This is a genomic window from Phycicoccus sp. Root101, from assembly GCF_001426245.1.
In the GTDB taxonomy this organism is placed as follows: Bacteria; Actinomycetota; Actinomycetes; order Actinomycetales; family Dermatophilaceae; genus Pedococcus.
Window position 1 is genome coordinate 230,508 of the sequence record NZ_LMCM01000005.1, and the last position, 20,258, is coordinate 250,765.

The 20,258-nt window shown below is 70.6% G+C and carries 19 protein-coding genes; 4 read left to right on the top strand and 15 right to left on the bottom strand.

All coding sequences use genetic code 11. The features are described 5' to 3' along the window. The 3 genes from ASC58_RS05880 to deoC are packed head-to-tail and all read right to left on the bottom strand — an operon-like array spanning position 1 to position 3,403. A complete protein-coding gene (locus tag ASC58_RS05880) occupies positions 1–915 on the bottom strand; it encodes an aldehyde dehydrogenase family protein (RefSeq protein WP_056918854.1) in 915 nt (304 codons plus the stop codon). 8 nt (positions 916–923) lie between these two features. Then, positions 924–2,372: an aldehyde dehydrogenase family protein gene (locus ASC58_RS05885; RefSeq protein WP_056918657.1), complete on the bottom strand. Its 1,449-nt coding sequence runs from the start codon at positions 2,370–2,372 to the stop codon at positions 924–926. 29 nt (positions 2,373–2,401) lie between these two features. Continuing rightward, positions 2,402–3,403, bottom strand: a complete 1,002-nt coding sequence (gene deoC / locus ASC58_RS05890; protein WP_056918658.1) for a deoxyribose-phosphate aldolase — start codon at positions 3,401–3,403, stop codon at positions 2,402–2,404. Between the two features lie 216 nt (positions 3,404–3,619). On the opposite strand from deoC, the gene ASC58_RS05895 reads away from it, so the two are divergent. Together ASC58_RS05895 and ASC58_RS05900 are read left to right on the top strand one after the other, a co-directional pair. Continuing rightward, a complete protein-coding gene (locus ASC58_RS05895) occupies positions 3,620–5,020 on the top strand; it encodes an HNH endonuclease signature motif containing protein (protein WP_056918659.1) in 1,401 nt (466 codons plus the stop codon). Positions 5,021–5,136: 116 nt separating this feature from the next. Continuing rightward, complete coding sequence (locus ASC58_RS05900; RefSeq protein ID WP_157598380.1) at positions 5,137–5,436, top strand: hypothetical protein; 300 nt, start codon at positions 5,137–5,139, stop codon at positions 5,434–5,436. Positions 5,437–5,631: 195 nt separating this feature from the next. Here the strand turns inward: ASC58_RS05900 and ASC58_RS05905 are convergent, their stop codons facing one another. From ASC58_RS05905 to ASC58_RS05950, 11 genes are all read right to left on the bottom strand, one after another. Beyond that, a complete protein-coding gene (locus ASC58_RS05905; RefSeq protein WP_369796209.1) occupies positions 5,632–6,126 on the bottom strand; it encodes an SRPBCC family protein in 495 nt (164 codons plus the stop codon). Positions 6,127–6,236: 110 nt separating this feature from the next. Continuing rightward, positions 6,237–6,782, bottom strand: coding sequence for a sigma-70 family RNA polymerase sigma factor (locus tag ASC58_RS05910; RefSeq protein WP_056918857.1), 546 nt, complete (start codon positions 6,780–6,782; stop codon positions 6,237–6,239). Between the two features lie 56 nt (positions 6,783–6,838). Then, a complete protein-coding gene (locus tag ASC58_RS05915; protein WP_056918660.1) occupies positions 6,839–7,282 on the bottom strand; it encodes a MarR family winged helix-turn-helix transcriptional regulator in 444 nt (147 codons plus the stop codon). A gap of 432 nt (positions 7,283–7,714) precedes the next feature. Next, positions 7,715–8,029, bottom strand: coding sequence for a hypothetical protein (locus ASC58_RS05920; RefSeq protein ID WP_056918661.1), 315 nt, complete (start codon positions 8,027–8,029; stop codon positions 7,715–7,717). Between the two features lie 208 nt (positions 8,030–8,237). Next, positions 8,238–8,534, bottom strand: a complete 297-nt coding sequence (locus tag ASC58_RS20905; protein ID WP_157598381.1) for a hypothetical protein — start codon at positions 8,532–8,534, stop codon at positions 8,238–8,240. A gap of 541 nt (positions 8,535–9,075) precedes the next feature. After that, on the bottom strand, positions 9,076–10,803 hold the full coding sequence (locus ASC58_RS05925) for a phospho-sugar mutase (protein WP_056918662.1): 1,728 nt from the start codon (positions 10,801–10,803) through the stop codon (positions 9,076–9,078). 13 nt (positions 10,804–10,816) lie between these two features. Next, positions 10,817–11,668: a purine-nucleoside phosphorylase gene (locus ASC58_RS05930; RefSeq protein WP_056918663.1), complete on the bottom strand. Its 852-nt coding sequence runs from the start codon at positions 11,666–11,668 to the stop codon at positions 10,817–10,819. A gap of 96 nt (positions 11,669–11,764) precedes the next feature. Beyond that, entirely contained in the window at positions 11,765–12,868 is a 1,104-nt protein-coding gene (locus ASC58_RS05935) for an ABC transporter ATP-binding protein (protein ID WP_056916773.1), read from the bottom strand. Further along, positions 12,865–13,707: an ABC transporter permease gene (locus ASC58_RS05940; RefSeq protein WP_056917459.1), complete on the bottom strand. Its 843-nt coding sequence runs from the start codon at positions 13,705–13,707 to the stop codon at positions 12,865–12,867. Before ASC58_RS05940 ends, ASC58_RS05935 begins: the two co-directional genes overlap by 4 nt. A gap of 17 nt (positions 13,708–13,724) precedes the next feature. Then, positions 13,725–14,594 (bottom strand): ABC transporter permease subunit, encoded by an 870-nt coding sequence (locus ASC58_RS05945; protein WP_056916774.1) that lies wholly within the window; start codon positions 14,592–14,594, stop codon positions 13,725–13,727. After that, a complete protein-coding gene (locus tag ASC58_RS05950; RefSeq protein ID WP_056918664.1) occupies positions 14,587–15,723 on the bottom strand; it encodes an ABC transporter substrate-binding protein in 1,137 nt (378 codons plus the stop codon). Before ASC58_RS05950 ends, ASC58_RS05945 begins: the two co-directional genes overlap by 8 nt. Before the next feature lie 114 nt (positions 15,724–15,837). Between ASC58_RS05950 and ASC58_RS05955 the strand changes: the two genes are divergently transcribed. Continuing rightward, positions 15,838–17,298 carry an NAD(P)H-quinone dehydrogenase gene (locus ASC58_RS05955; protein WP_082553002.1) on the top strand — a complete coding sequence of 487 codons (1,461 nt, stop codon included), beginning with the start codon at positions 15,838–15,840 and terminating at the stop codon, positions 17,296–17,298. Positions 17,299–17,441: 143 nt separating this feature from the next. Next, positions 17,442–18,305 (top strand): antitoxin, encoded by an 864-nt coding sequence (locus ASC58_RS05960; RefSeq protein WP_162246822.1) that lies wholly within the window; start codon positions 17,442–17,444, stop codon positions 18,303–18,305. A gap of 94 nt (positions 18,306–18,399) precedes the next feature. Here the strand turns inward: ASC58_RS05960 and ASC58_RS05965 are convergent, their stop codons facing one another. Further along, positions 18,400–20,202 (bottom strand): biotin carboxylase N-terminal domain-containing protein, encoded by a 1,803-nt coding sequence (locus tag ASC58_RS05965; protein WP_056918666.1) that lies wholly within the window; start codon positions 20,200–20,202, stop codon positions 18,400–18,402. Positions 20,203–20,258 lie beyond the last annotated feature (56 nt).

The window sequence follows — 20,258 nt, forward strand, 5'->3', positions numbered from 1 at the left end:
TCAGCGACCCTTGGGGTGCCAGACGGTCTTGGTCTCGAGGAACGCCGTCATCCGCGCCATGTCCGGGGTGCGGGTCCAGTCGGGCTCGACCGCGTCGGTGCCTTCGCCCGCAGGGCGGACCACGCGCTTGAGGTTCTCGGCGGCGGCGAGCTCCAGGTCGCCCCAGACGACACCCTCGGCCTTGGCCGCGCCGGCCAGGTCGATGGCGTTGACGTCGCGGTGCGAGGCGATCCACGGTGCGACCTCGGCGGTCCGCCCGGTGATCAGGTTGACCACACCACCGGGGACGTCGGAGGTGGCCAGCGCCTCCGAGAGCGTGATCGCCGGCAGCGGACGCAGCTCGCTGGTGAGGACCACAGCGGTGTTGCCCGAGGCGATGACCGGCGCGACGACCGAGACGAGGCCGAGCAGCGAAGAACGTTGCGGCGCAAGGACACCCACGACACCGGTCGGCTCGGGGGCCGAGATGTCGAAGTAGGGTCCGGCGACGGGGTTGAGCCCGCCGAGCACCTGTGCGAGCTTGTCGGTCCACCCGGCGTACCAGACCCAGCGGTCGATCGCGGCGTTGACCACGGTCTCGGCGCGACGCTCGGTGAGGCCCTCGCTCGCGCGCACCTCGGCGACGAACTGGGCGCGGCGGCCCTCCATCACCTCGGCGACGCGGTAGAGCACCTGGCCACGGTTGTAGGCGGTGGCGCCGGCCCACTTGGGGAAGGCCGCGCGGGCCGCGACGACGGCGTCACGGGCGTCCTTGCGCGAGCCCTGCGAGGCGTTGGCGAGGAAGCGGCCACGGCCGTCGAGGACCTCGTAGGAGCGGCCGGACTCGGAGCGGGGGAACTTCCCGCCGATGTAGAGCTTGTAGGTCTTACGCACGTCGACGCGTGCGTCGGCGGCAGTCCGCTGGTTGGTCGGCATCGCGGAGATCACCCGTTGCTTTCAGTCGTGACGTAGGCGGACAGGCCGTGGCGGCCACCCTCGCGGCCGTAGCCCGACTCCTTGTACCCACCGAACGGGCTGGTCGGGTCGAACTTGTTGAAGGTGTTGGCCCAGACGACGCCGGCGCGGAGCTGGTCGGCCATCCAGAGGATGCGCGACCCCTTCTCGGTCCAGACGCCCGCCGACAGACCGTAGGGAGTGTTGTTGGCCTTGGCGACCGCCTCCTGCGGCGTGCGGAAGGTCAGCACCGACAGGACCGGGCCGAAGATCTCCTCCTGGGCGATCCGGTGGCCCTGGCTGACACCGGTGAACACGGTGGGGCGGAACCAGAAGCCCTTGGCCGGCAGCTCGCAGCCGTTGTCCCAGCGCTCGGCGCCCTCGGCCTCGCCGGCGTCGGTGAGCTCGGTGATGCGGGTCAGCTGGGCCTTGGAGTTGATGGCGCCGACGTCGGTGTTCTTGTCGAGCGGGTCGCCCACGCGCAGCGTCTGCAGGCGGCGCTTGAGGCGGCGCTCGACGTCCTCGGCGATGTTCTCCTGCACGAGCAGGCGCGAACCGGCGCAGCAGACGTGGCCCTGGTTGAAGAAGATGCCGTTGACGATGCCCTCGACCGCCTGGTGGATGGCGGCGTCCTCGAAGATGATGTTGGCGGCCTTGCCCCCGAGCTCGAGGGTGGCCTTCTTGCGGGTGCCGGCGATGGAGCGGGCGATCATCTTGCCCACCCCGGTCGAACCCGTGAAGGCGAGCTTGTCGATGTCGGGGTGGTCGACGATGGCCTGGCCGGTGGCACCCGCGCCGGTGACGATGTTGACGACACCAGGCGGGAGGTCGGCCTGCTGCACGACGTCGGCGAACAGCAGCGCGGTCAGCGGCGTGGTCTCGGCGGGCTTGAGCACGACGGTGTTGCCGGTCGCGAGGGCCGGGGCGATCTTCCACGCGAGCATGAGCAGCGGGAAGTTCCACGGGATGACCTGGCCGACGACGCCGTGCGCGCGGGGGTTCGTGCCGAGGCCGGCGTACTCGAGCTTGTCGGCCCAGCCTGCGTGGTAGAAGAAGTGCGCCGCGGCGAGCGGGATGTCGACGTCCCTGCTCTCCTTGATCGGCTTGCCGTTGTCGAGGGTCTCGAGGACCGCGAACTCGCGGGCGCGCTCCTGCAGGATGCGCGCGATGCGGAAGAGGTACTTGCCGCGGTCGGCGCCGGACATCCGGCCCCATACCCCGTTGTAGGCGCGGCGGGCGGCGGCGACGGCACGGTCGACGTCGGCGGCGCTGGCGTCGGTGACCTCGGAGAGGACCTCCTCCGTCGCCGGGTTGACGGTCTTGAAGGCGGAGCCGCCCTGGGACTCGGTGAACTCGCCGTTGATGAACAGTCCGTAGGAGGGGGCGAGGTCGACGACCGCCCTGCTCTCCGGGGCGGGTGCGTACTCGAACTTGGCCATGGTCTTCAGGTTCCTCGAATTCGCAGGTGTCAGTAGAGGCTGGGGGAGTCGTCGGTGACGTAGTCGGCGCCGGAGTAGGCACCGATCCGCATCCGCTGACGCTGCAGCAGCAGGTCGTTGAGCAGGCTGGACGCACCGAACCGGAACCAGAACGGGTCCAGCCAGTCGTCGCCCGCGATCTCGCTCACGGTGACGAGGAACTTGATGGCGTCCTTGCTCGTGCGGATGCCACCGGCCGGCTTCACGCCCACCATCTCACCGGTGAGGTCGCGCCAGTCGCGGACGGCCTCGAGCATGATCAGGGTGACGGGCAGGGTCGCCGCGGGCGACACCTTGCCGGTCGAGGTCTTGATGAAGTCGCCACCGGCGAGCATCGACAGCCACGAGGCGCGGCGGACGTTGTCGTAGGTCACGAGCTCGCCGGTCTCCATGATGACCTTGAGGCGCGCGCGGGTGCCGTCCTCGCGGACGCAGGCCTCGGACACCTGGGCGATCTCACGGAACACCCCGAGGTAGTCACCGGAGAGGAACGCGCCACGGTCGATGACCATGTCGATCTCGTCGGCACCAGCGGCGATCGCGTCACGGGTGTCGGCGAGCTTGACCGGCATGGACGCGCGACCGGAGGGGAAGGCGGTCGCGACGGCCGCGACGTTGATGGGCGCGTCGCCGAGGGCTTCGCGTGCGGTGGCCACCATGTCGCCGTAGACGCAGACTGCGGCCGGGCTCGGGGTGGACGGGTCGGTGGGGTCCGGGTGCAGCGACTTGGCGGCGAGGCCGCGGACCTTGCCCTTGGTGTCGGCGCCCTCGAGCGTCGTCAGGTCGATCATGGAGATCGCCGTGTCGATGGCCCAGGCCTTCGACGTGGTCTTGATCGAGCGGGTGCCGAGACCGGCCGCGCGTCCCTCGCAGCCCACCTGGTCGACTCCGGGCAGGCCGTGCAGCCAGCTCGTGAGGGCCGCGTTGGTGAGGCGGGAGACACCGAGGAGGTCACGCGCCCGGGCGGTCGGGTCGACCGAGGGGGCGGACATTGTGGGGGTACTCACCGCACGAGTCTATCGGTGTCTACAGGGTGGTCGGTTCGCGCGGATTCGGTGGGGTTGGGGGTGTGCGTGGCCGGTGTCCCGAGGTGTGCCCCCGTTGGTCCTGCGGTGACTCGCGAGGCTCTTGGTTCGGGAGCGAAAGATGTTGCGTATCAAGGACTTTCGCGGGGAGGGACTGTCAGACCCCGTTGGTAGTTTTGTCCCATGGGCGGGGGAGCGTCGTTCTCGGAGCGTGAGTCAGCGGTGGCGCAGGCGTGCGCTGTCCTGACCCGCACCGAGGACGTCCTATGGGCCGCGAGCGGTGCCGACCTGGGCCGGTTCATGTCCGAGCTCGACGAGCTGGCCGCCCGCGTCGACGCAGCCCGCGTGGAGGTGCTCAGTGAGGCGGTCGACCGTGGTGAGGCCGGCGCGGGGCGCTCCGGGGCGAGTGCCTGGCTGCTCGACCACTCTCCGTCGTTGCGCGCCGGTGGCTCGGCCCGCGTCGTGCGGCTCGCCGAGGCCGCCCACGACGACCGGTATGGCGCGTTGCTGGCGGCCGTCCGCGAGGCGCGAGTGCCGCTGGTCACCGCGACCGTCGTCGTCGACGAGTTCGAGCGGCTCGCGTCCAGGCTCGCTCCCGGTGCTGCTGGGCCGGTGCTCGACGGGCTCATCGAGGTCGCGTCGTGGGGCAGGCCCAAGGACGTGCGTGGCCTCCGCGACCGGCTGGTCGCGAAGTACGGCGCGCTCGGCGAGCTCCAATTGGAGCAGGACCGGGCCTGCGAGCGACGGTCGTTGTCCCAGCCGTTCGCCGACGGCACCGGGTTGTTCGAGTACACGATGGTCGTCGATGCCGAGGCCAAGACGGTCATCGAGGCTGCCGTGCAGGGGCTGTCCGCGCCGCGACCGGCTGAGGGCGAGCCCGACCGCCGCCCGTCGGGTCAGCGGCGCATGGACGCCCTGCTCGAGGTCGTGCGACGAGGTGTCGCCTCGGCCGACGGCGTGAGCACCACCCCCAAGGCCGAGGTGTTCGTGACCGTCTCCCTCGACGACCTCGTGGCCCGGTCGAACGCCGCCACGGTGTTCGGCTCGGGGGAGGCAGGCGCGCTGATCGGCCCGGAGACCGCCCGTCGCATCGCCTGTGACGCCGGGATCGTGCCGGTCGTCCTCGGCAAGGACGGGGAGGTCCTCGATCTGGGGCGCCGGTTCCGGCTGTTCACCAGCGCCCAGCTGCGAGCCCTGTGGCTCCGCGACGACGGGTGCACCTTCCCCGACTGCACGGTGCCCGCGTCCTGGTGCGACGGCCACCACCTGAGGCACTGGGTCGACGGAGGCGCCACCGATCTGGGTAACGCTGCGTTGCTGTGCGGGCGGCACCACACGGTCGTGCACCGCAAGGGCTACCTCGGGGAGCTCGTCGAGGGCGGGGTTCGGTGGACGCTCGTCCCCGGTTCGTACGACCACTGGCTGGCTGGACAGGCGGCCGCAGGGTCCTCGCTGGGGCGAGGCGAACGTGCGGTGCACGGTGCCGGAGTGGGTGCGGGGCCGGGGGTTCGCACCTACACCGTGTGGGGCGAGCTGGCGACGACCGCCGTCGCGCCACCCCCGGCACCACCCTGGCGACCATGACCGCGCCCCACAGCCCGCCCCCTCTGGCGGGCGCCGCGGCATGCCCGTGGATCGACGCGTGGGCTGATGCGCCCGGGGTCGTGGAGGGCGTGGGAACGCATCGCTAGGGTCTGGCCGTGACCGCGCGACCTGAGATCGTCTGCCTCTGCGGATCGGCGCGGTTCGTGAACGAGATGCGCGCGGTGAACCGTGAGCTGACCTTGGCCGGGGTGATCGTCGTGGCGCCGAGCGAGGCGGACCAGTCACCCACTCCAGAACAGAAGGCTGTTCTCGACGCCCTCCACCGGCGCAAGATCGACCTGGCCGATCGTGTCCTTGTCGTCAACCCTGGCGGGTACGTCGGGGAGTCGACCCGCGGGGAGATCGACTACGCCCGTGCGGCCGGCAAACCGGTCTCGTTCACCCATCCCCTCTGACGGCCAAACGCCAACGCGGGCAAGGAACGCGCTCATCGCGGCACGAGCGGACGTTCGGCTCTCAATTGACCAACGCTTGGGCCAGATGATGTTTATGTCTTGGTTCACGGTCACCGTCAGCAACCACGGCGGGGGCCGCCGATTCGTCGTCCGACTTCCCGCCTGAACGAGGCGGTCCGGCGGAGGTTCGGGTTCTTAGCCGGATGCTTCGAGGATGCCCTTGAGCCTGGCCAGGTCCTTGGTCGTGGCGCGCGTCATGGCGCGCTTCACCATCGGCTCGCTGATCTTGGCAAAGCCTGACGGGGAGCCCTGGTTGCGCAGCGTCATCCGCGTCGCTCCCTCGTGCACCGGCTCCCACTCGTACGTGGTCTCCATCGGGAACGGGCCATCAGCAGTGCGCATCACCAGCCTGCGCCCAGGCACGAGCTCGACGACCTCGTAGGTGTAGGCGAGTCGCCGCCCGAGGAAGTGGGCGACGAAGTCCATCCTCGACCCCACGGACAGGGGCACTGGTGTCAGCCAGCGCACAGACACGATGTTGGCGTACCACTCCGGAGCCCTACCCGGGTCACCGGCGAAGGCCGCTACTTCCGCGGAGGGTCGCTCGATCGTGCATTCCACGCTCACATCAACGCTCACCAGCGCATCATCTCCCAACGGCAACGCCTCCATGGGACAGAGAGTCTGCATGTGCCGGACGCTGGTGGCTCGAGATCACGAGGTGCAGGTCTGACATCCAGCGCACTCGGTCGGCGCCTGTAGGACCAGCCACCGAACCGCGCGCCCGACGTGGGCTCCCTCTAGGCGCTGGCAACCCCTGGGTCGAGAGCGTGCGCCAGTGAGCGCAACCCGTCCCTGATGCGGGTCTTCGCGGTGCTGTGCGGAATGCCCAGGTGCGAAGCAACTTCGGTGTACGTCAGGCCGTGGAAGTACGCGAGCTGGACGGCCGTGCGCTGCTTCATCGTGAGCGCTGCCAGGGCACCTCGGACTCTGGCGGCTTCGAAGGAGGAGTGTGCCGACTCGGCGGTTGAGTCGAATGGTGCCGCCGTCACCTTCCGTGTCCACACGTCGTCACGGGTGCGGCTCGCGCTGACACTGCGGACCCTGTCCACCGCACGCCGGTGCGCAATGGTGAGGATCCAGCCGGCTGCGCTGCCCCGCGACGGTTCGTACCGGCCGGCCTCGGCCCACACGTAAGCGAAGACGTCCTGGGTGATCTCCTCGGCGAGTGCGTGCTGGACCACGACGCGCAGCACGAGCCCGAACACGCGCGGCGCCGTCGCGGCGTAGATCTGCTCGAACGCGGCCTCGTCCCCGGATGCGCAGCGGACCAGCAGGTCGCCCAACGACTGCGCGTCGTCGCCCTCGCCGTTCCAGTCATCGAGTGGTGCGCTGTGCGCGGTCACGACGTTCGCACCGACATCCGCATCACTAGGTCGTGCAGGTCGTCGCGCAGCCCGGTCAGCTCATCGCCGCACAATCCGGTCTGCTCGACGACGTTCAGTTGCGCCCGCGACGCGCCCAGCTCGACGGCAGCGCCCTTGGGTGTGAGGCGAACTCGACGGGTTCGCGCATCGTCCGGGTCCTGGTCGCGCACGACGAGCCCAGCTTCCTCGAGGCGCCCCAGGATGGGGCTGACCGCGGCCGGCGACAGCTGCAACCGGTCGGCAATCTCATGGGCCGGCTGGTCATCGGACTCCCACAGCACGAGCATCACCAGATACTGCGGATACGTCAGCCCGACGGCTTCCAGCAGAGGTCGGTACGCGCGGGTCACCTGGTTCGTCGCGGCGTACAACGCGAAGCACAGCTGGTCGTTCAGTCGCAGATTGCTGGACGTGGTCATTGGTACTCCCTTGTCGGCCATCGGCAACGTAGTTCACGCGTGAACTATCCGCACGGTGGGCAGCACCCGGTGACAACACTCTGACCGAACAGGTGACACGACAAGCGCTGCCGCTCCCCGTTCGAAGACCGCCTAATCCGCTCGCTCACGCAAGGACGACCCGACCACTGCGGGCCTGTGCACCGCCGGGTTGACCCTCGCAAGACCCTTCGATTCCCGCCTGGGCCTTGCATCAACTACTGGCAAAGGACCCCCATCCCGCTGCAACGGCCACAGAGGTCCCTAGGACCACACGGGTCCACACCTTCATCGACCGGTTTTCGGAACCACCCCAAGCAGGTACCCCACCACCCACGGGCATCACCGCTTGCCTGTGGATCAGCAGTCGTACTCATCTCGGCATGGTCGAGCGGATCGCGGCATGAGCGGACGTTAGCGAAGAGCGTAGAACCAACTTCCCTCGTAGTCTCGAGCCACCGTTTCCTCTGACTGAACGGTGACACCGCTGACGCTTTCCCCTGGGAAGCCATGGCGCTCTGCGATCAATCGCACATCGGCGAGCAGCTGAGGCTCAGTCCCCGCCAACGCGTCCCGTTGGGCGTCCGTCAATGTCCCAAGCCACACCCATGCGTCGTCCTGGAACGAAAACGCGGCTACGTATTCGACCCTTGTGACGCCTGACTCACGAAACCCCTCCAGCAGGGCAGGTTCCATCGCCTTCAGCAGCGTCCATCGGGGATCGGTCACGAAGCAACCATAGGTCGCAGATACATCGAAAAGTCCGTCACCGGCGCGAGTGGATCGCGGCATGTGCGGACGCGCCCTCTCTCGGATTGCGGTGTGACTACGGAGCGCCTGACCTCGACCTCCTCGGCTTGACGCGCCGAGGTGTCCCCGGCCCGGGCACACCTCGAAGCAATGGTTCAGAGAGTGAACGGGAGATGGGTTCGACGGGCTACGGCCCTGACCCTCCGCCGACCAGTTTCCAGGCACCGCCTTGGCGCTCTAGTTCGTAGAACCAAGTGACGTCTCCTCGCGGGATGCTGCCATCGCCGCTGCCGTCGGTGACGAGAACGGATCCGTACTCAACGTCATCGGGACCCGCAGTAGCAGGCTCGCCCCGCAGCGAGAACGACGAGACCTTCACGTCACCACAGAGTTCACCGTTGCCGCTCGTGAAGGTCGCCGCGGCGAGCGAATGGGCAGTGTCGCAATCACCAGCCACTAAGGCCCGAAGGTAGGTGTCCAGCACGACCGACGCCGACGCCCTCGGCGGGGGCGCTGAGATGCTGGTCGACGACCCTGCACACCCAGCCAATGCGAGTAAGACCAGTCCGTCTACCACGCGCAGCGCACCTCGCCTCATGTTCTGAGTATGCCGAAGAACGTGGCCCCATGTGGTCCGCTTCAGAATGAGCGGGGGTCCGACGGCTAAGGGCCTGGTCCACCACAATCAAGGGGGGCGGGCGCGGACGTGGGGTGGGCACTGAGCCATGCCCATTTGGTCCTTCATACGGAGATGCGGCGGCGTCCCGGTCCTCACTGGTCCCTGGCTCCAGCTGCGGCCATGACAAGTAAGATCACCCATGGCCTGGACGTGCGGACCTCACTCGCTGCGCTGTGTGCATCTGAGAGGAGGGCACGGGCCAGCGAGAGGTGGACGACATGTGCGCAGAGTGGTGCGCCCGGTCTGGTTCTCTTTGAAACCCAGGGCCGCCCCCCTTACTGACGTCCGCTCATCGGCAGATGCGGAAACTCGCTTGGCCCTCGCATGGCCGCGGAGAGGCGGGACGTCAGACCTGCGTGAGCTCCTCCATCGCGGTGCGGATCGCGGCCAGCCTCGCCGCAGCGGCCTTGCGGGCGGTGACCAGGTCGGTGGACACCGGCTCGATGACCTCGAGGTAGACCTTGAGCTTCGGCTCGGTGCCGGACGGGCGCACGATGATCCGCGAGTCGTCCTCGAGGAGGTAACGGAGGCCGTCGGTGGGCGGCAGCGTGTCGCTGCCGAGGGCCAGGTCGTCGGTGCGGGACACCGCGAGCCCGGCCACCTCGGTGGGTGACTGCTCGCGCAGGCGGGTCATCACGGTGCCGATGAGCGACAGGTCGGCGACCCGCACCGAGAACGAGTCCGTGGCATGCACGCCGTGCTCCACCGCGAGGTCGTCGAGGACGTCCTGCAGGGTGCGGCCCTGCGCCTTGACCGTCGCAGCCAGCTCGGCCATGAGGAGCGCGGCGCTGACGCCGTCCTTGTCGCGGACGACTCCGGGGTCGACGCAGTAGCCGAGGGCCTCCTCGTAGCCGTACCGCAGGCCCTCGACGCGGGCGATCCACTTGAAACCGGTGAGCGTCTCCTCGTGGCGGATCCCGGCCTTCGCAGCCATGGCGGCGAGCAGCCGCGAGGACACGATCGAGTTGGCGAACACGGCATCGGCGTCCACGCCGCGGGCGAGGACGTGGGCGCCCAGCAGCGCTCCGACCTCGTCGCCGCGCAGCATCCGCCAGTCGGTGCCGCCGTCGTTCTCGCCACCCTGGACCGTGAAAGGGACGGCGACCGCGCAGCGGTCGGCGTCCGGGTCGTTGGCCAGCACGATGTCGGGTCCGATCTCGCGCGCCAGGGCCAGCGCGGCGTCGATGGCGCCCGGCTCCTCGGGGTTCGGGAAGGACACGGTGGGGAACGCGGCGTCCGGGTGCTGCTGGCTCTCGACCGGCACGGGTGAGGGGAACCCGGCGCGCTCGAACACGCGCAGCAGGGTGTCGCTGCCGACGCCGTGCAACGCGGTGTGGACGATGTCGATGTCGCGGGGGCTGCCCGGAGCGACGACACCGGCCGTCGCGTCGACGTAGTCCTCGAGGACGTCGTTGCCGAGGGTCTCCCAGCCGTCGTCGGCCAGGGGCACGTCGGCCACCGCCGCGACGCGGGCGATCTGACCGGCGATGCGGGCGTCGGCGGGCGGGACGATCTGCGAACCATCGCCGAGGTAGACCTTGTACCCGTTGTCCTGGGGCGGGTTGTGGCTCGCCGTCACCATGACACCAGCGTCGGCACCGAGATGACGGATCGCGTACGCCAGCACCGGTGTCGGCAGCGTGTGGGGGAGCACCGCGGCCCGACCACCCGCGCCGACGGTGACGGCCGCGGTGTCGCGGGCGAACACGTCGGAGTTGGTGCGGGCGTCGTACCCGACGACGACGAAGGGCTCCGGCTCCGACTGCTTGAGGTATGCCACGAGGCCGGCTGCCGCACGGATGACCACCGAGCGGTTCATCCGGTTGGGGCCGGCACCGATGGCGCCGCGCAGGCCGGCGGTCCCGAACTCGAGCATCCCGGAGAACCGGTCCTCGAGGTCCGCGACGGCGGACTCGTCACCGTTCTTGGCCCGGGCGAGGACCTGGCCGAGCTCGACCCGGGTCTCGTGGTCGGGGTCGTCGTCCACCCACTCCTGGGCGGCGTCGATGAGCTCCTGCGCGTGGCCGTCGAGGGGAGGGGCGCCTTCGGAGCCGTGCCGGGCGGCATACGTCATGACGCTGGTCCTTTCAGAGGGAGGCGACGACGGCCGCGAGGAGTCGGCCACAGCGCTCGGCAGCGGCCTGGCCGGCCTCGAGGACCTCGTCGTGCGACAGCGGCTGGTCGCTGATCCCGGCGGCGAGGTTCGTCACCAACGAGATCCCGAGGACCTCGAGGCCGGCCTGCCGGGCCGCGATCGCCTCGAGGGTGGTGGACATGCCGACGAGGTCACCCCCGAGCACCTTGGCCATCTGCACCTCGGCCGGGGTCTCGTAGTGGGGACCGCGGAACTGGACGTACACGCCCTCGTCGAGGGCGGCGTCGACGCTGCGGGCGATGTCGCGCAGGCGGGGGGAGTAGAGGTCGGTGAGGTCGACGAAGTTGGCGCCCTCGATGGGGGAGTGCGCGGTGAGGTTGATGTGGTCGCGGATGAGGACCGGGGTGCCGGGGGCCCACGCGGGGTTGAGGCCACCGCAGCCGTTGGTCAGCACGATGGTCGAGCAGCCGGCGGCGGCGGCGGTGCGCACGGCGTGCACGACGGCGCGGACGCCCTTGCCCTCGTAGAAGTGGGTGCGCGTGCCGTAGACGAGGGCGCGGCGGCCGGTGTCACCGATGGCGACCGAGCGCATCGTGCCGCTGTGGCCGGCGACGGCGGCCTTGCCGAACCCGGGGACGTCGGCGTTGTCGATGGTCGCGAGGGTCTCGCCGATGAGGTCGCCGGTCTGGCCCCAGCCGGAGCCGAGGACGAGCGCGACGTCGTGGCGCTCGGCCCCCGTGCGCTCGGCGATCACCGCGGCAGCCGCACGGGCCACCTCGAACGGGTCGGTCGCCGGATCGGTCAGGTCGGGGGCGCCCGTGGCGGGGCGGCTCTGCTCAGTCACCGGGGAAGACTACCGAGGTCTGCGCAGGCGCGGTCCAGTGCCGTCCCTATGGTCCGGAAGGTGGTGCTCCTGCTGGTCAGCGGGGGTATGCGGTGTTCAGCCGTCGGTGCCCGCGACCGCGAGGGCGGGGTCGCCGGTGGGACGCAGGGTCACCGTGGCACCCGGGGCGAAGTCGGCGACGGACCCGCTGGGCACCTGCACGATGACCTGCTGCCCGGCTCCGCCCGGGTCGACGACGACGCGACCGTGGGCGCCGAGGAAGCTGGCGCTGAGCACCGTGCCCGGTCCGGCAGGGTCGAGGGCCACCGTGAGGTGCTCGGGGCGGACCAGCACGGTCGCGGCACCCTCGGGGGCGGACCCCGGCAGGAGGGGGATGCTCGCTCCGAGCACGGTCGCGGTCGTCCCGTGCGACTGCCCGTGCAGCCGGTTGGTCACCCCCACGAAGTCGGCCACGAAGTCGTTGACCGGCCGCGAGTAGAGCTCCTCGGGGCTGGCGATCTGCTCGAGCCGGCCGCCACGCATCACGCCCACCCGGTCGGCCACGGCGAGGGCCTCCTCCTGGTCGTGGGTGACGAACAGGGTGGTGGTCCCGACCTCGAGCTGGATGCGACGGATCTCGTCGCGGAGCTGGACCCGGACCTTGGCGTCAAGGGCGGACAGCGGCTCGTCCAGGAGGAGCACCTGCGGCTCGATGGCCAGGGCGCGTGCGAGCGCCACGCGTTGCTGCTGACCGCCGGACATCTGGTGGGCGTACCGGTCGGCCTGGGTCGACAGGCCGACGAGCTCCAGCATCTCGGCGGCCCGGCTGCGACGCTGCTGGCCGGGCTGGCGCCGCAGCTGGAGCCCGAACTCGACGTTCTGGCGGGCGGTCATGTGGGGGAACAGGCTGTACGCCTGGAACACCATCCCGAGGTCGCGCTTGTTGGTCGGCACCCGCGTCAGGTCCCTGCCATCGACCTCGATCCGGCCCTCGTCGGGGTCCTCGAGGCCGGCTAGGCACCGCAGCGCGGTCGTCTTCCCGCAGCCCGACGGTCCCAGCAGGGCGACGAGCTCGCCGGGGGCGAGGCGCAGGGTGAGGTCGTCGAGCGCGTGGACGTCGCCGTAGCTGCGCCGCAGCCCGGTCAGCTCGACAGCCACTCCCCGCGCACCGCCGTCCGCAGACCTCCCTGGCTGGGTCGGGTGGGTGCTGGTGGAGGTCATGCGGTCTCCTTGCGGCGGCCCGAGCGGGTCAGGCGGTTCAGGCGGGTCAGGGGCGAGGCGCTGGAGCGCTGGCCACCGACGAAGGACATGGCGAACAGGATGACGAACGCGAACACGAGCGAGGCGAGGCCGACGGCGACGGAGATCTGGGCGTCGGACTTGCCGATGAGGTACATCGCGACCTGGAGGTTGGTGCGGCTGAACAGGTTGGCGATGGTGAACTCGCCCAGCGTCAGCGCCACCGCGAGGAACGATGCCGACAGCACTGCGGTCCGCAGGTTGGGCAGGATCACGCGCAGCATCACGGTGCCCCAGCCGGCTCCGAGCGAGCGGGCCGCCTCGGACAGGGTCCGGACGTCGATCGCCCGCAGGCCTGCGTCGAGCGCGCGGTAGGCGTAGGGCAGAACGAGGACGACGTAGGCGAACGAGAGCCAGATCGCGTTGCCCCCGAGGAAGTAGGTGACCCACGCGTAGACCGGCGTCAGCCCGACGACGAGCACGATCGCCGGGACGGTGAGGGGCAGCAGGCAGATGAACTCGACCGTGCGGCCCAGTCCGGGCAGCCGCAGCCGCACCCAGGTCATGGTCGGGACGAGGAGGACGAGCATGACCACGACGGTGAGGACGGCCAGCCCGATGGAGGCGATGAACCCGGCCCGCAGGTCCGGGTAGCGCGTGGAGATGGCCCCGAAGTCGGCCAGCGCAGACCACGTCGCCCCGGTGCGGTGGCCCTGGGCGTCGCGCGTCGTGAACTCGAGCATGCTGAACAACGGCAACCCGAAGAAGACCAGGCTGAGGCTGACGACGACCCACCGGAAGAGGTCCTGGCGACGCCTCATGGACGCCCGCTGGCCGCTCACCGGACCAACCACTTCGAGGCGCGGCGGTCGAGCACGGCATACGCGGTCATCACCACGGCGACCACGACCACCATCTCCAACGCCATCGCCTTGCCGACGTTCTCCTGGCCGAGGATCACCTCGGAGGTGAACGTGCCGCCGATCTGCAGGGGCAGCAGTGGCGAGCCCTGCGAGACCAGCGCGGCGGCGGTGGCGTACGCGGAGAAGGCGTTGGTGAAGAGCAGGAGCAGGGCGCCGATGAACGACGGCATCAGGATGGGCCCGGCGACCTTGCGCCAGTAGAGGAAGGTGCTCCCGCCGAGGGTCTCGGTGGCCTCGCGCCACTGGGGGCGCAGGCCCTCCACGGCGGGCAGGAACACGATGAGCATGAGTGGCACCTGGAAGTACAGGTAGACGAGCATCAGGCCCTTGTCCCACTCGTAGAGCCACAGCCCGCCACCGCCGGTGCCGAGGAGCCGGGTGAGGAACCCCTGGGCCGAGAAGGTCGCGAGGAACGCGAAGGCCAGGATGACGCCGCCGAACTGGGCGAGGACGCCGCACAGGGAGGTGACGAACCGCTTGAGCACACCGTTGGGGGGAGCGGTGGACACGGCATACGCGAGGACCGCGCCGAGCACCGCGCCGACGACCGCAGTGACGACGGAGAGCACCACCGAGTGCCACAGGGCCGCGGTGACCGCCGGACCCCCGAGCGCGCGGATGTTGCCCAGGGTCGGGCGCCCACCGCTGACGAACGCCCCGATGACGACGACGAGCGCGGGGATGATGAGGAAGACGGTGACGTACGCGAAGAAGGGGACGACACCGAGGAGGGCGCCCGGTGGCCGGAAGCCACCGGACGCCCTGCGCGTCCGGACCTCAGCCAACCGCGTTGGCCCATTCCTTGGCGAGGTAGGCCTTGGCGGTGTCGGAGTCGGCAGCCGTGGGCACGACCGGGGTGCCGGTGACGGGCGGGAGGGCGGCAGCCGCGGTGGCGTCGAGCGTGCCGGCCTTCTTCATGTCATCGAACCGGACCGGGCGGGCACCACCCTTGAGCCAGAGGTTCTGGCCCTCGTCGGAGTAGAGGAACTCCTGCCACAGCCGGGCTGCGGCGGGGTGGGGCGCGTCCTTGCTGACGGCCTGGACGTAGTAGCCGGCGACCACGGCGTTGTCCGGGACGTAGACCTTCCAGGTCGGGACCTTGGCCGTCTGGGCGGCGTTGAGGTAGTCCCAGTCGATGACGACCGGCGTCTGGCCCGAGACGATCGTCGCGGGCGTCGGGTCGACCGGGATGAAGTTGCCGGCCTTCTTGAGCTGCTTGAAGAAGTCGACGCCCTTGGTGACGTCGCCGGCGCTGCCGCCACTGGCGATCGAGGCCATCTGCACGCCGGCGAAGGCGGCACCGGCCTTGGTCGGGTCACCGTTGAGGGCGACCTTGCCCTTGTACGCAGGCTTGAGGAGGTCGGCGAAGGACGTCGGGGCTGGGACCTTGGAGGAGTCGTAACCGACGGACATGTAGCCGCCGTAGTCGTTGACCCAGAGGCCGTTGGCGTCCTTGAGGTCGGTCGGGACGCTGTCGAAGGTGGTGGTCTTGTACGGCGCGAACATCGTGGTGTTGGCCGTGGCGACCGCAGCACCGAGGTCGAACACGTCGGGGGCGCTGTCCTGGCCCTTGAGGCGCGTGGCGGCCGAGATCTCGTCCGCGCTGCTCGCATCGGGCTGCGCGCTGTTGACCTTGATGCCGTACTTGGTGCCGAACGCCGTGATGATCGCACCGTAGTTGGCCCAGTCCGGGGGGAGCGCGATGACGTTGAGCGTCCCCTCCTTCTTCGCGGCGGCGACGAGGGCGTCCATGCCGCCCAGCGCCTGCGCGGAGGTCGCGGTGGCGGCCGAGCCGCCCGAGCTGCCGGAGGAGCCGGACGAGTCCTTCGCGGGGGGCGAGCACGCGGCGACCGCGATCGAGGTGGCGGCGGCAACGACGGCCAGCCAAGCCGTGCTGCGGGTACGAGCGGTCATGTTTCCATCCTGGAGTTGTAGCCCGGCCTGCGGGCGTGAAGTCTGCCGAGCGGAACCTAGTCCGCCTTTCCGGACCATACGGCCACGACGGCGTTGCGGGAAGGTGTCCGGCGCATGACGACCCGACGCGAGCACGGTCGCCAGGTGCGGGGATGGTTGGATGGGCGCGTGAACTCGCGTCAGTCCTCGGTCGTCATCCTCGGCGGCGGACCCGGCGGGTACGAGGCCGCCCTGGTCGCGGCCCACCTCGGTGCCGCCGTCACCGTCATCGACCGCGACGGCCTCGGTGGCGCCGCGGTCCTGACCGACTGCGTGCCCAGCAAGACCCTCATCTCGACGGCCGACTTCATGTCGCAGTTCGAGACGGCGTCCGACCTCGGGGTGCACCTCGAGGACCACGAGGGCGACGAGGTCGCGGACTCGGTCGCGGAGCTGAACGCCGTCAACCGGCGCGTCCTGGCCCTCGCCGCGGCCCAGTCCCGTGACATCGGTCGCCGGCTCGATGCCGACGGCATCACCGTTCTGCGCGGCACCGGGCGCCTGCTCTCGCCGTCGCAGGTGGAGGCGACCCTGGAGGACGGTTCGGTCCGCACCCTCGACGCCGAGGTGGTGCTGGTCTCCACCGGTGCGACGCCGCGGGTCATGGCCAGCGCCCAGCCCGACGGCGAGCGCATCCTCACCTGGCAGCAGATCTACTCCCTCCCCGAGCTCCCCGAGCACCTCGTCGTGGTCGGCTCCGGCGTGACCGGCGCCGAGCTCGCGCAGGCGTACCTCGGGCTGGGCTCGCGCGTCACCCTCGTCTCCTCCCGCGACCGGGTGCTCCCCGGCGAGGACGCGGATGCCGCCACCGTGATCGAGGACGTCTTCCGCAAGCGAGGCATGGAGGTCCTCGGGCGCTCGCGCATGGCCTCGGTCGAGCGCACCGACGACGGCGTCGTCGTCCGCCTCGAGGACGGCCGCGAGGTGACCGGTTCGCACGCGCTGCTGGCCGTGGGCTCCATCCCCCAGACCGCGGGCCTCGGGCTCGCGGAGGTCGGGGTCACGCTCACCGAGTCCGGTCACGTGAGCGTCGACCGGGTCTCCCGCACGTCCGTGCGCGGTGTGTATGCCGCGGGCGACTGCACCGGGGTACTCCCGCTCGCGTCCGTGGCCGCCATGCAGGGGCGCATCGCCATGGCCCACGCGCTCGGCGACGCCGTTGCGCCGCTCAACCTGCGCGCCGTGTCGGCGAACATCTTCACCGACCCCGAGATCGCGACCGTCGGCTTCTCCCAGAAGGACCTCGATGACGGGACGGTCGACGCGACCGGGGTCATGCTGCCCCTCGCCACGAACCCGCGCGCGAAGATGCAGGGCATCACCGACGGGTTCGTGAAGCTGTTCGCCCGCAAGGGGGTCGGCACCGTGGTCGGTGGGGTTGTCGTGGCCCCCAAGGCCTCCGAGCTCATCTACCCCGTGACCCTGGCGGTGCAGCACGGGCTGACCGTCGACCAGCTGGCCGGGACCTTCACGGTCTACCCGTCGCTCAGCGGCTCGGTGGCCGAGGCGGCCCGCCAGCTCCACCCGACCGACTGACCTGTCCCGGACGGTTCCGGGGGCGCCTCGTTTCCCGGAGTGCCTGCCCAGGGGGTTGTGGGTAGCGTCGTGAGCAGAAGAGCGTCGACCACACGTCGACCTCGAGAGCGATGACCCAGATCCCCACCGAGAGAGGCAGTGCGATGGCTGGATGGATGGACAAGGCGAAGGACTACATCAAGGGGAACCCCGAGCAGGCGGGTTCGGCGATCGAGAAGGTGGAGGGCCTGATCGACCAGCGGACCGGCGGCAAGTACGCCGACAAGATCGACAAGGGCGGTGACGTCCTGCGCGAGAAGCTGGGTCTGCCCAGCGACGGCGACACCCGCACGGTCCCCGCGGGCCAGGGCCCGACCGAGCAGTCCGGTCAGGCGCCGTCGGTCGACACGCCGGTGGGCTCGCCCACCGAGCACCAGCCGGGCGGCACGCCGACGGGCCAGCTGTCCGAGGAGCAGACCATGCCCGCGCCACCGGCGCCGCCGGAGACCACGCCCGAGCCGGCTCCCGCACCGACACCGGAACCGCTGCCCACCCCCGAGCCGGCTCCCGCACCGGAGCCTGCGCCGAGCCCGGAGCCTGCGCCGAGCCCGGAGCCTGCGCCGAGCCCGGAGCCCGCGCCGGCCGGGCCGGTGTCCAGTGGCGACCGCGACGCCGGAGCCACCGAGTCCGTCCAGGGTTCGGTGCCCAACCCGGATCCCGGCACCAACGACCCGCAGCAGCCCGGCTCCCTGTCCGAGGGCTCGCTGGTCCCCGGGGACAACGAGCGGGTCGGGCAGCCCGGCGGCCCCATCGACCCGCAGCACCCGGCAGGGGACCACCCCACGTGGGGCACGCCCGGCGACACGACGCCTGACGGTGGGGGTGACACCTCAACGCTTCCGACCCAGCCGTCGCAGCACCCGGACGGTCTGCCGCAGGGCGGGTCGACGCAGCAGGGCGAGTGGCAGTCCGACGACGCCGTCCCCGGCGGCAAGCAGCCCGATGACGGCGGTCCCGGCCGCGGCTGAGGCTCGGCGCGGACCCGGCTCCGCGGCATGCCGAAGTGACGAAAGGCCCTGTCCCACCACGGGACAGGGCCTTTTCGGCCGGTATGGCGCGGGGTCAGTCCTTGATCTCGGCGATGACGGCGCCGTTGGTCACCGTCTGGCCGACCTCGGCCGAGAGGCCGGTGACGGTGCCCGCCTTGTGGGCGTTGATCGGCTGCTCCATCTTCATCGCCTCGAGGACCACGACGAGCTCACCCTCGGCGACCTGCTGGCCCTCCTCGACCGCGATCTTGACGATCGTGCCCTGCATCGGCGCGGTGAGGGAGTCGCCCGAGGCGGCTGCGCCCGCCTTGGCGCCACCCGAGCGACGGGGCGCCTTCTTCTTCGCGCCGCCACCGCCGCCGAGCGAGAGGCCACCGGGGAGGACGACCTCGAGGCGCTTCCCGCCGACCTCGACGACGACGCTCTGGCGCTCGCCGGACTCGTCGGGGGCTTCGGGCGTCGCGCCGGAGTAGGCCGGGATCTGGTTGTCGAACTCGGTCTCGATCCAGCGGGTGTGCACGGTGAACGCCGAGTCGTCCTCGGGCGCGAACGCCGGGTCGGACACCACGACGCGGTGGAACGGCAGCACCGTCGGCATCCCGTCGATGACGAACTCGGCCAGCGCCCGGCGTGAACGCTCCAGCGCCTGCCGACGGTCACGGCCGGTGACGATGAGCTTGGCGAGCATCGAGTCGAACGCACCACCGATGACGTCACCCTCGACGACCCCGGAGTCGAGCCGGACGCCGGGGCCCGACGGAGGCTGGAAGGTCGCGACCACGCCGGGGGCGGGCAGGAAGTTGCGCCCGGCGTCCTCGCCGTTGATGCGGAACTCGAACGAGTGGCCCACGGGCGTGGGGTCGTCGTAGCCGAGGACCTCGCCGTTGGCGATGCGGAACTGCTCGCGCACGAGGTCGATGCCGGTGACCTCCTCGCTCACGGGGTGCTCGACCTGGAGTCGGGTGTTGACCTCGAGGAAGGAGATCCGGCCGTCCTGGGCCACGAGGAACTCGCACGTCCCGGCGCCGGTGTAGCCGGCCTCGGACAGGATCGCCTTGGAGGCGCGGACGAGCTCGGCGTTCTGCTCGTCGGACAGGAACGGCGCGGGCGCCTCCTCGACGAGCTTCTGGTGCCGACGCTGCAGGGAGCAGTCGCGCGTGGAGACGACGACGACGTTGCCGTGCTGGTCGGCCAGGCACTGGGTCTCGACGTGGCGCGGCTTGTCGAGGTACTGCTCGACGAAGCACTCGCCGCGGCCGAAGGCGGCGACGGCCTCACGGGTCGCCGAGTCGAACAGCTCGGGGATCTCCTCCATGGTGCGGGCGACCTTGAGGCCGCGGCCGCCACCGCCGTACGCCGCCTTGATCGCGACGGGGAGGCCGTGCTCCTTCGCGAACGCCACGACCTCGTCGGCGCCCTCGACCGGGTCGGGGGTGCCCGCGACGAGCGGGGCGTCGGCCTTGGAGGCGATGTGGCGGGCCTTGACCTTGTCGCCGAGCGAGTCGATCGCCGACGGGGGAGGGCCGACCCAGGTCAGCCCGGCGTCGATGACGGCCTGGGCGAACGAGGCGTTCTCGGAGAGGAAGCCGTAGCCGGGGTGCACGGCGTCGGCCCCGGACTTGCGGGCCACCTCGAGGAGCTTCTCCTGCACGAGGTAGGAGTCGCCGGGGGTGGTCCCGCCCAAGGCCCACGCCTCGTCGGCGACCTTGACGTGCAGGGCGTCCCGGTCCGGGTCGGCGTACACGGCGACCGAGCCGAGTCCGCTGTCGGCACAGGCCCGGGCGATGCGCACGGCGATCTCACCACGGTTGGCGATGAGGACCTTCGAGATGGGGCGGGGGCTCGGCTTCGTCGTCGAGTCGGGAGAGGGCACCATGCGGCGGAGCCTAGCCCGTTTCCCCGGCGTCACTCCCACCCACGGGGTGTGGCCTG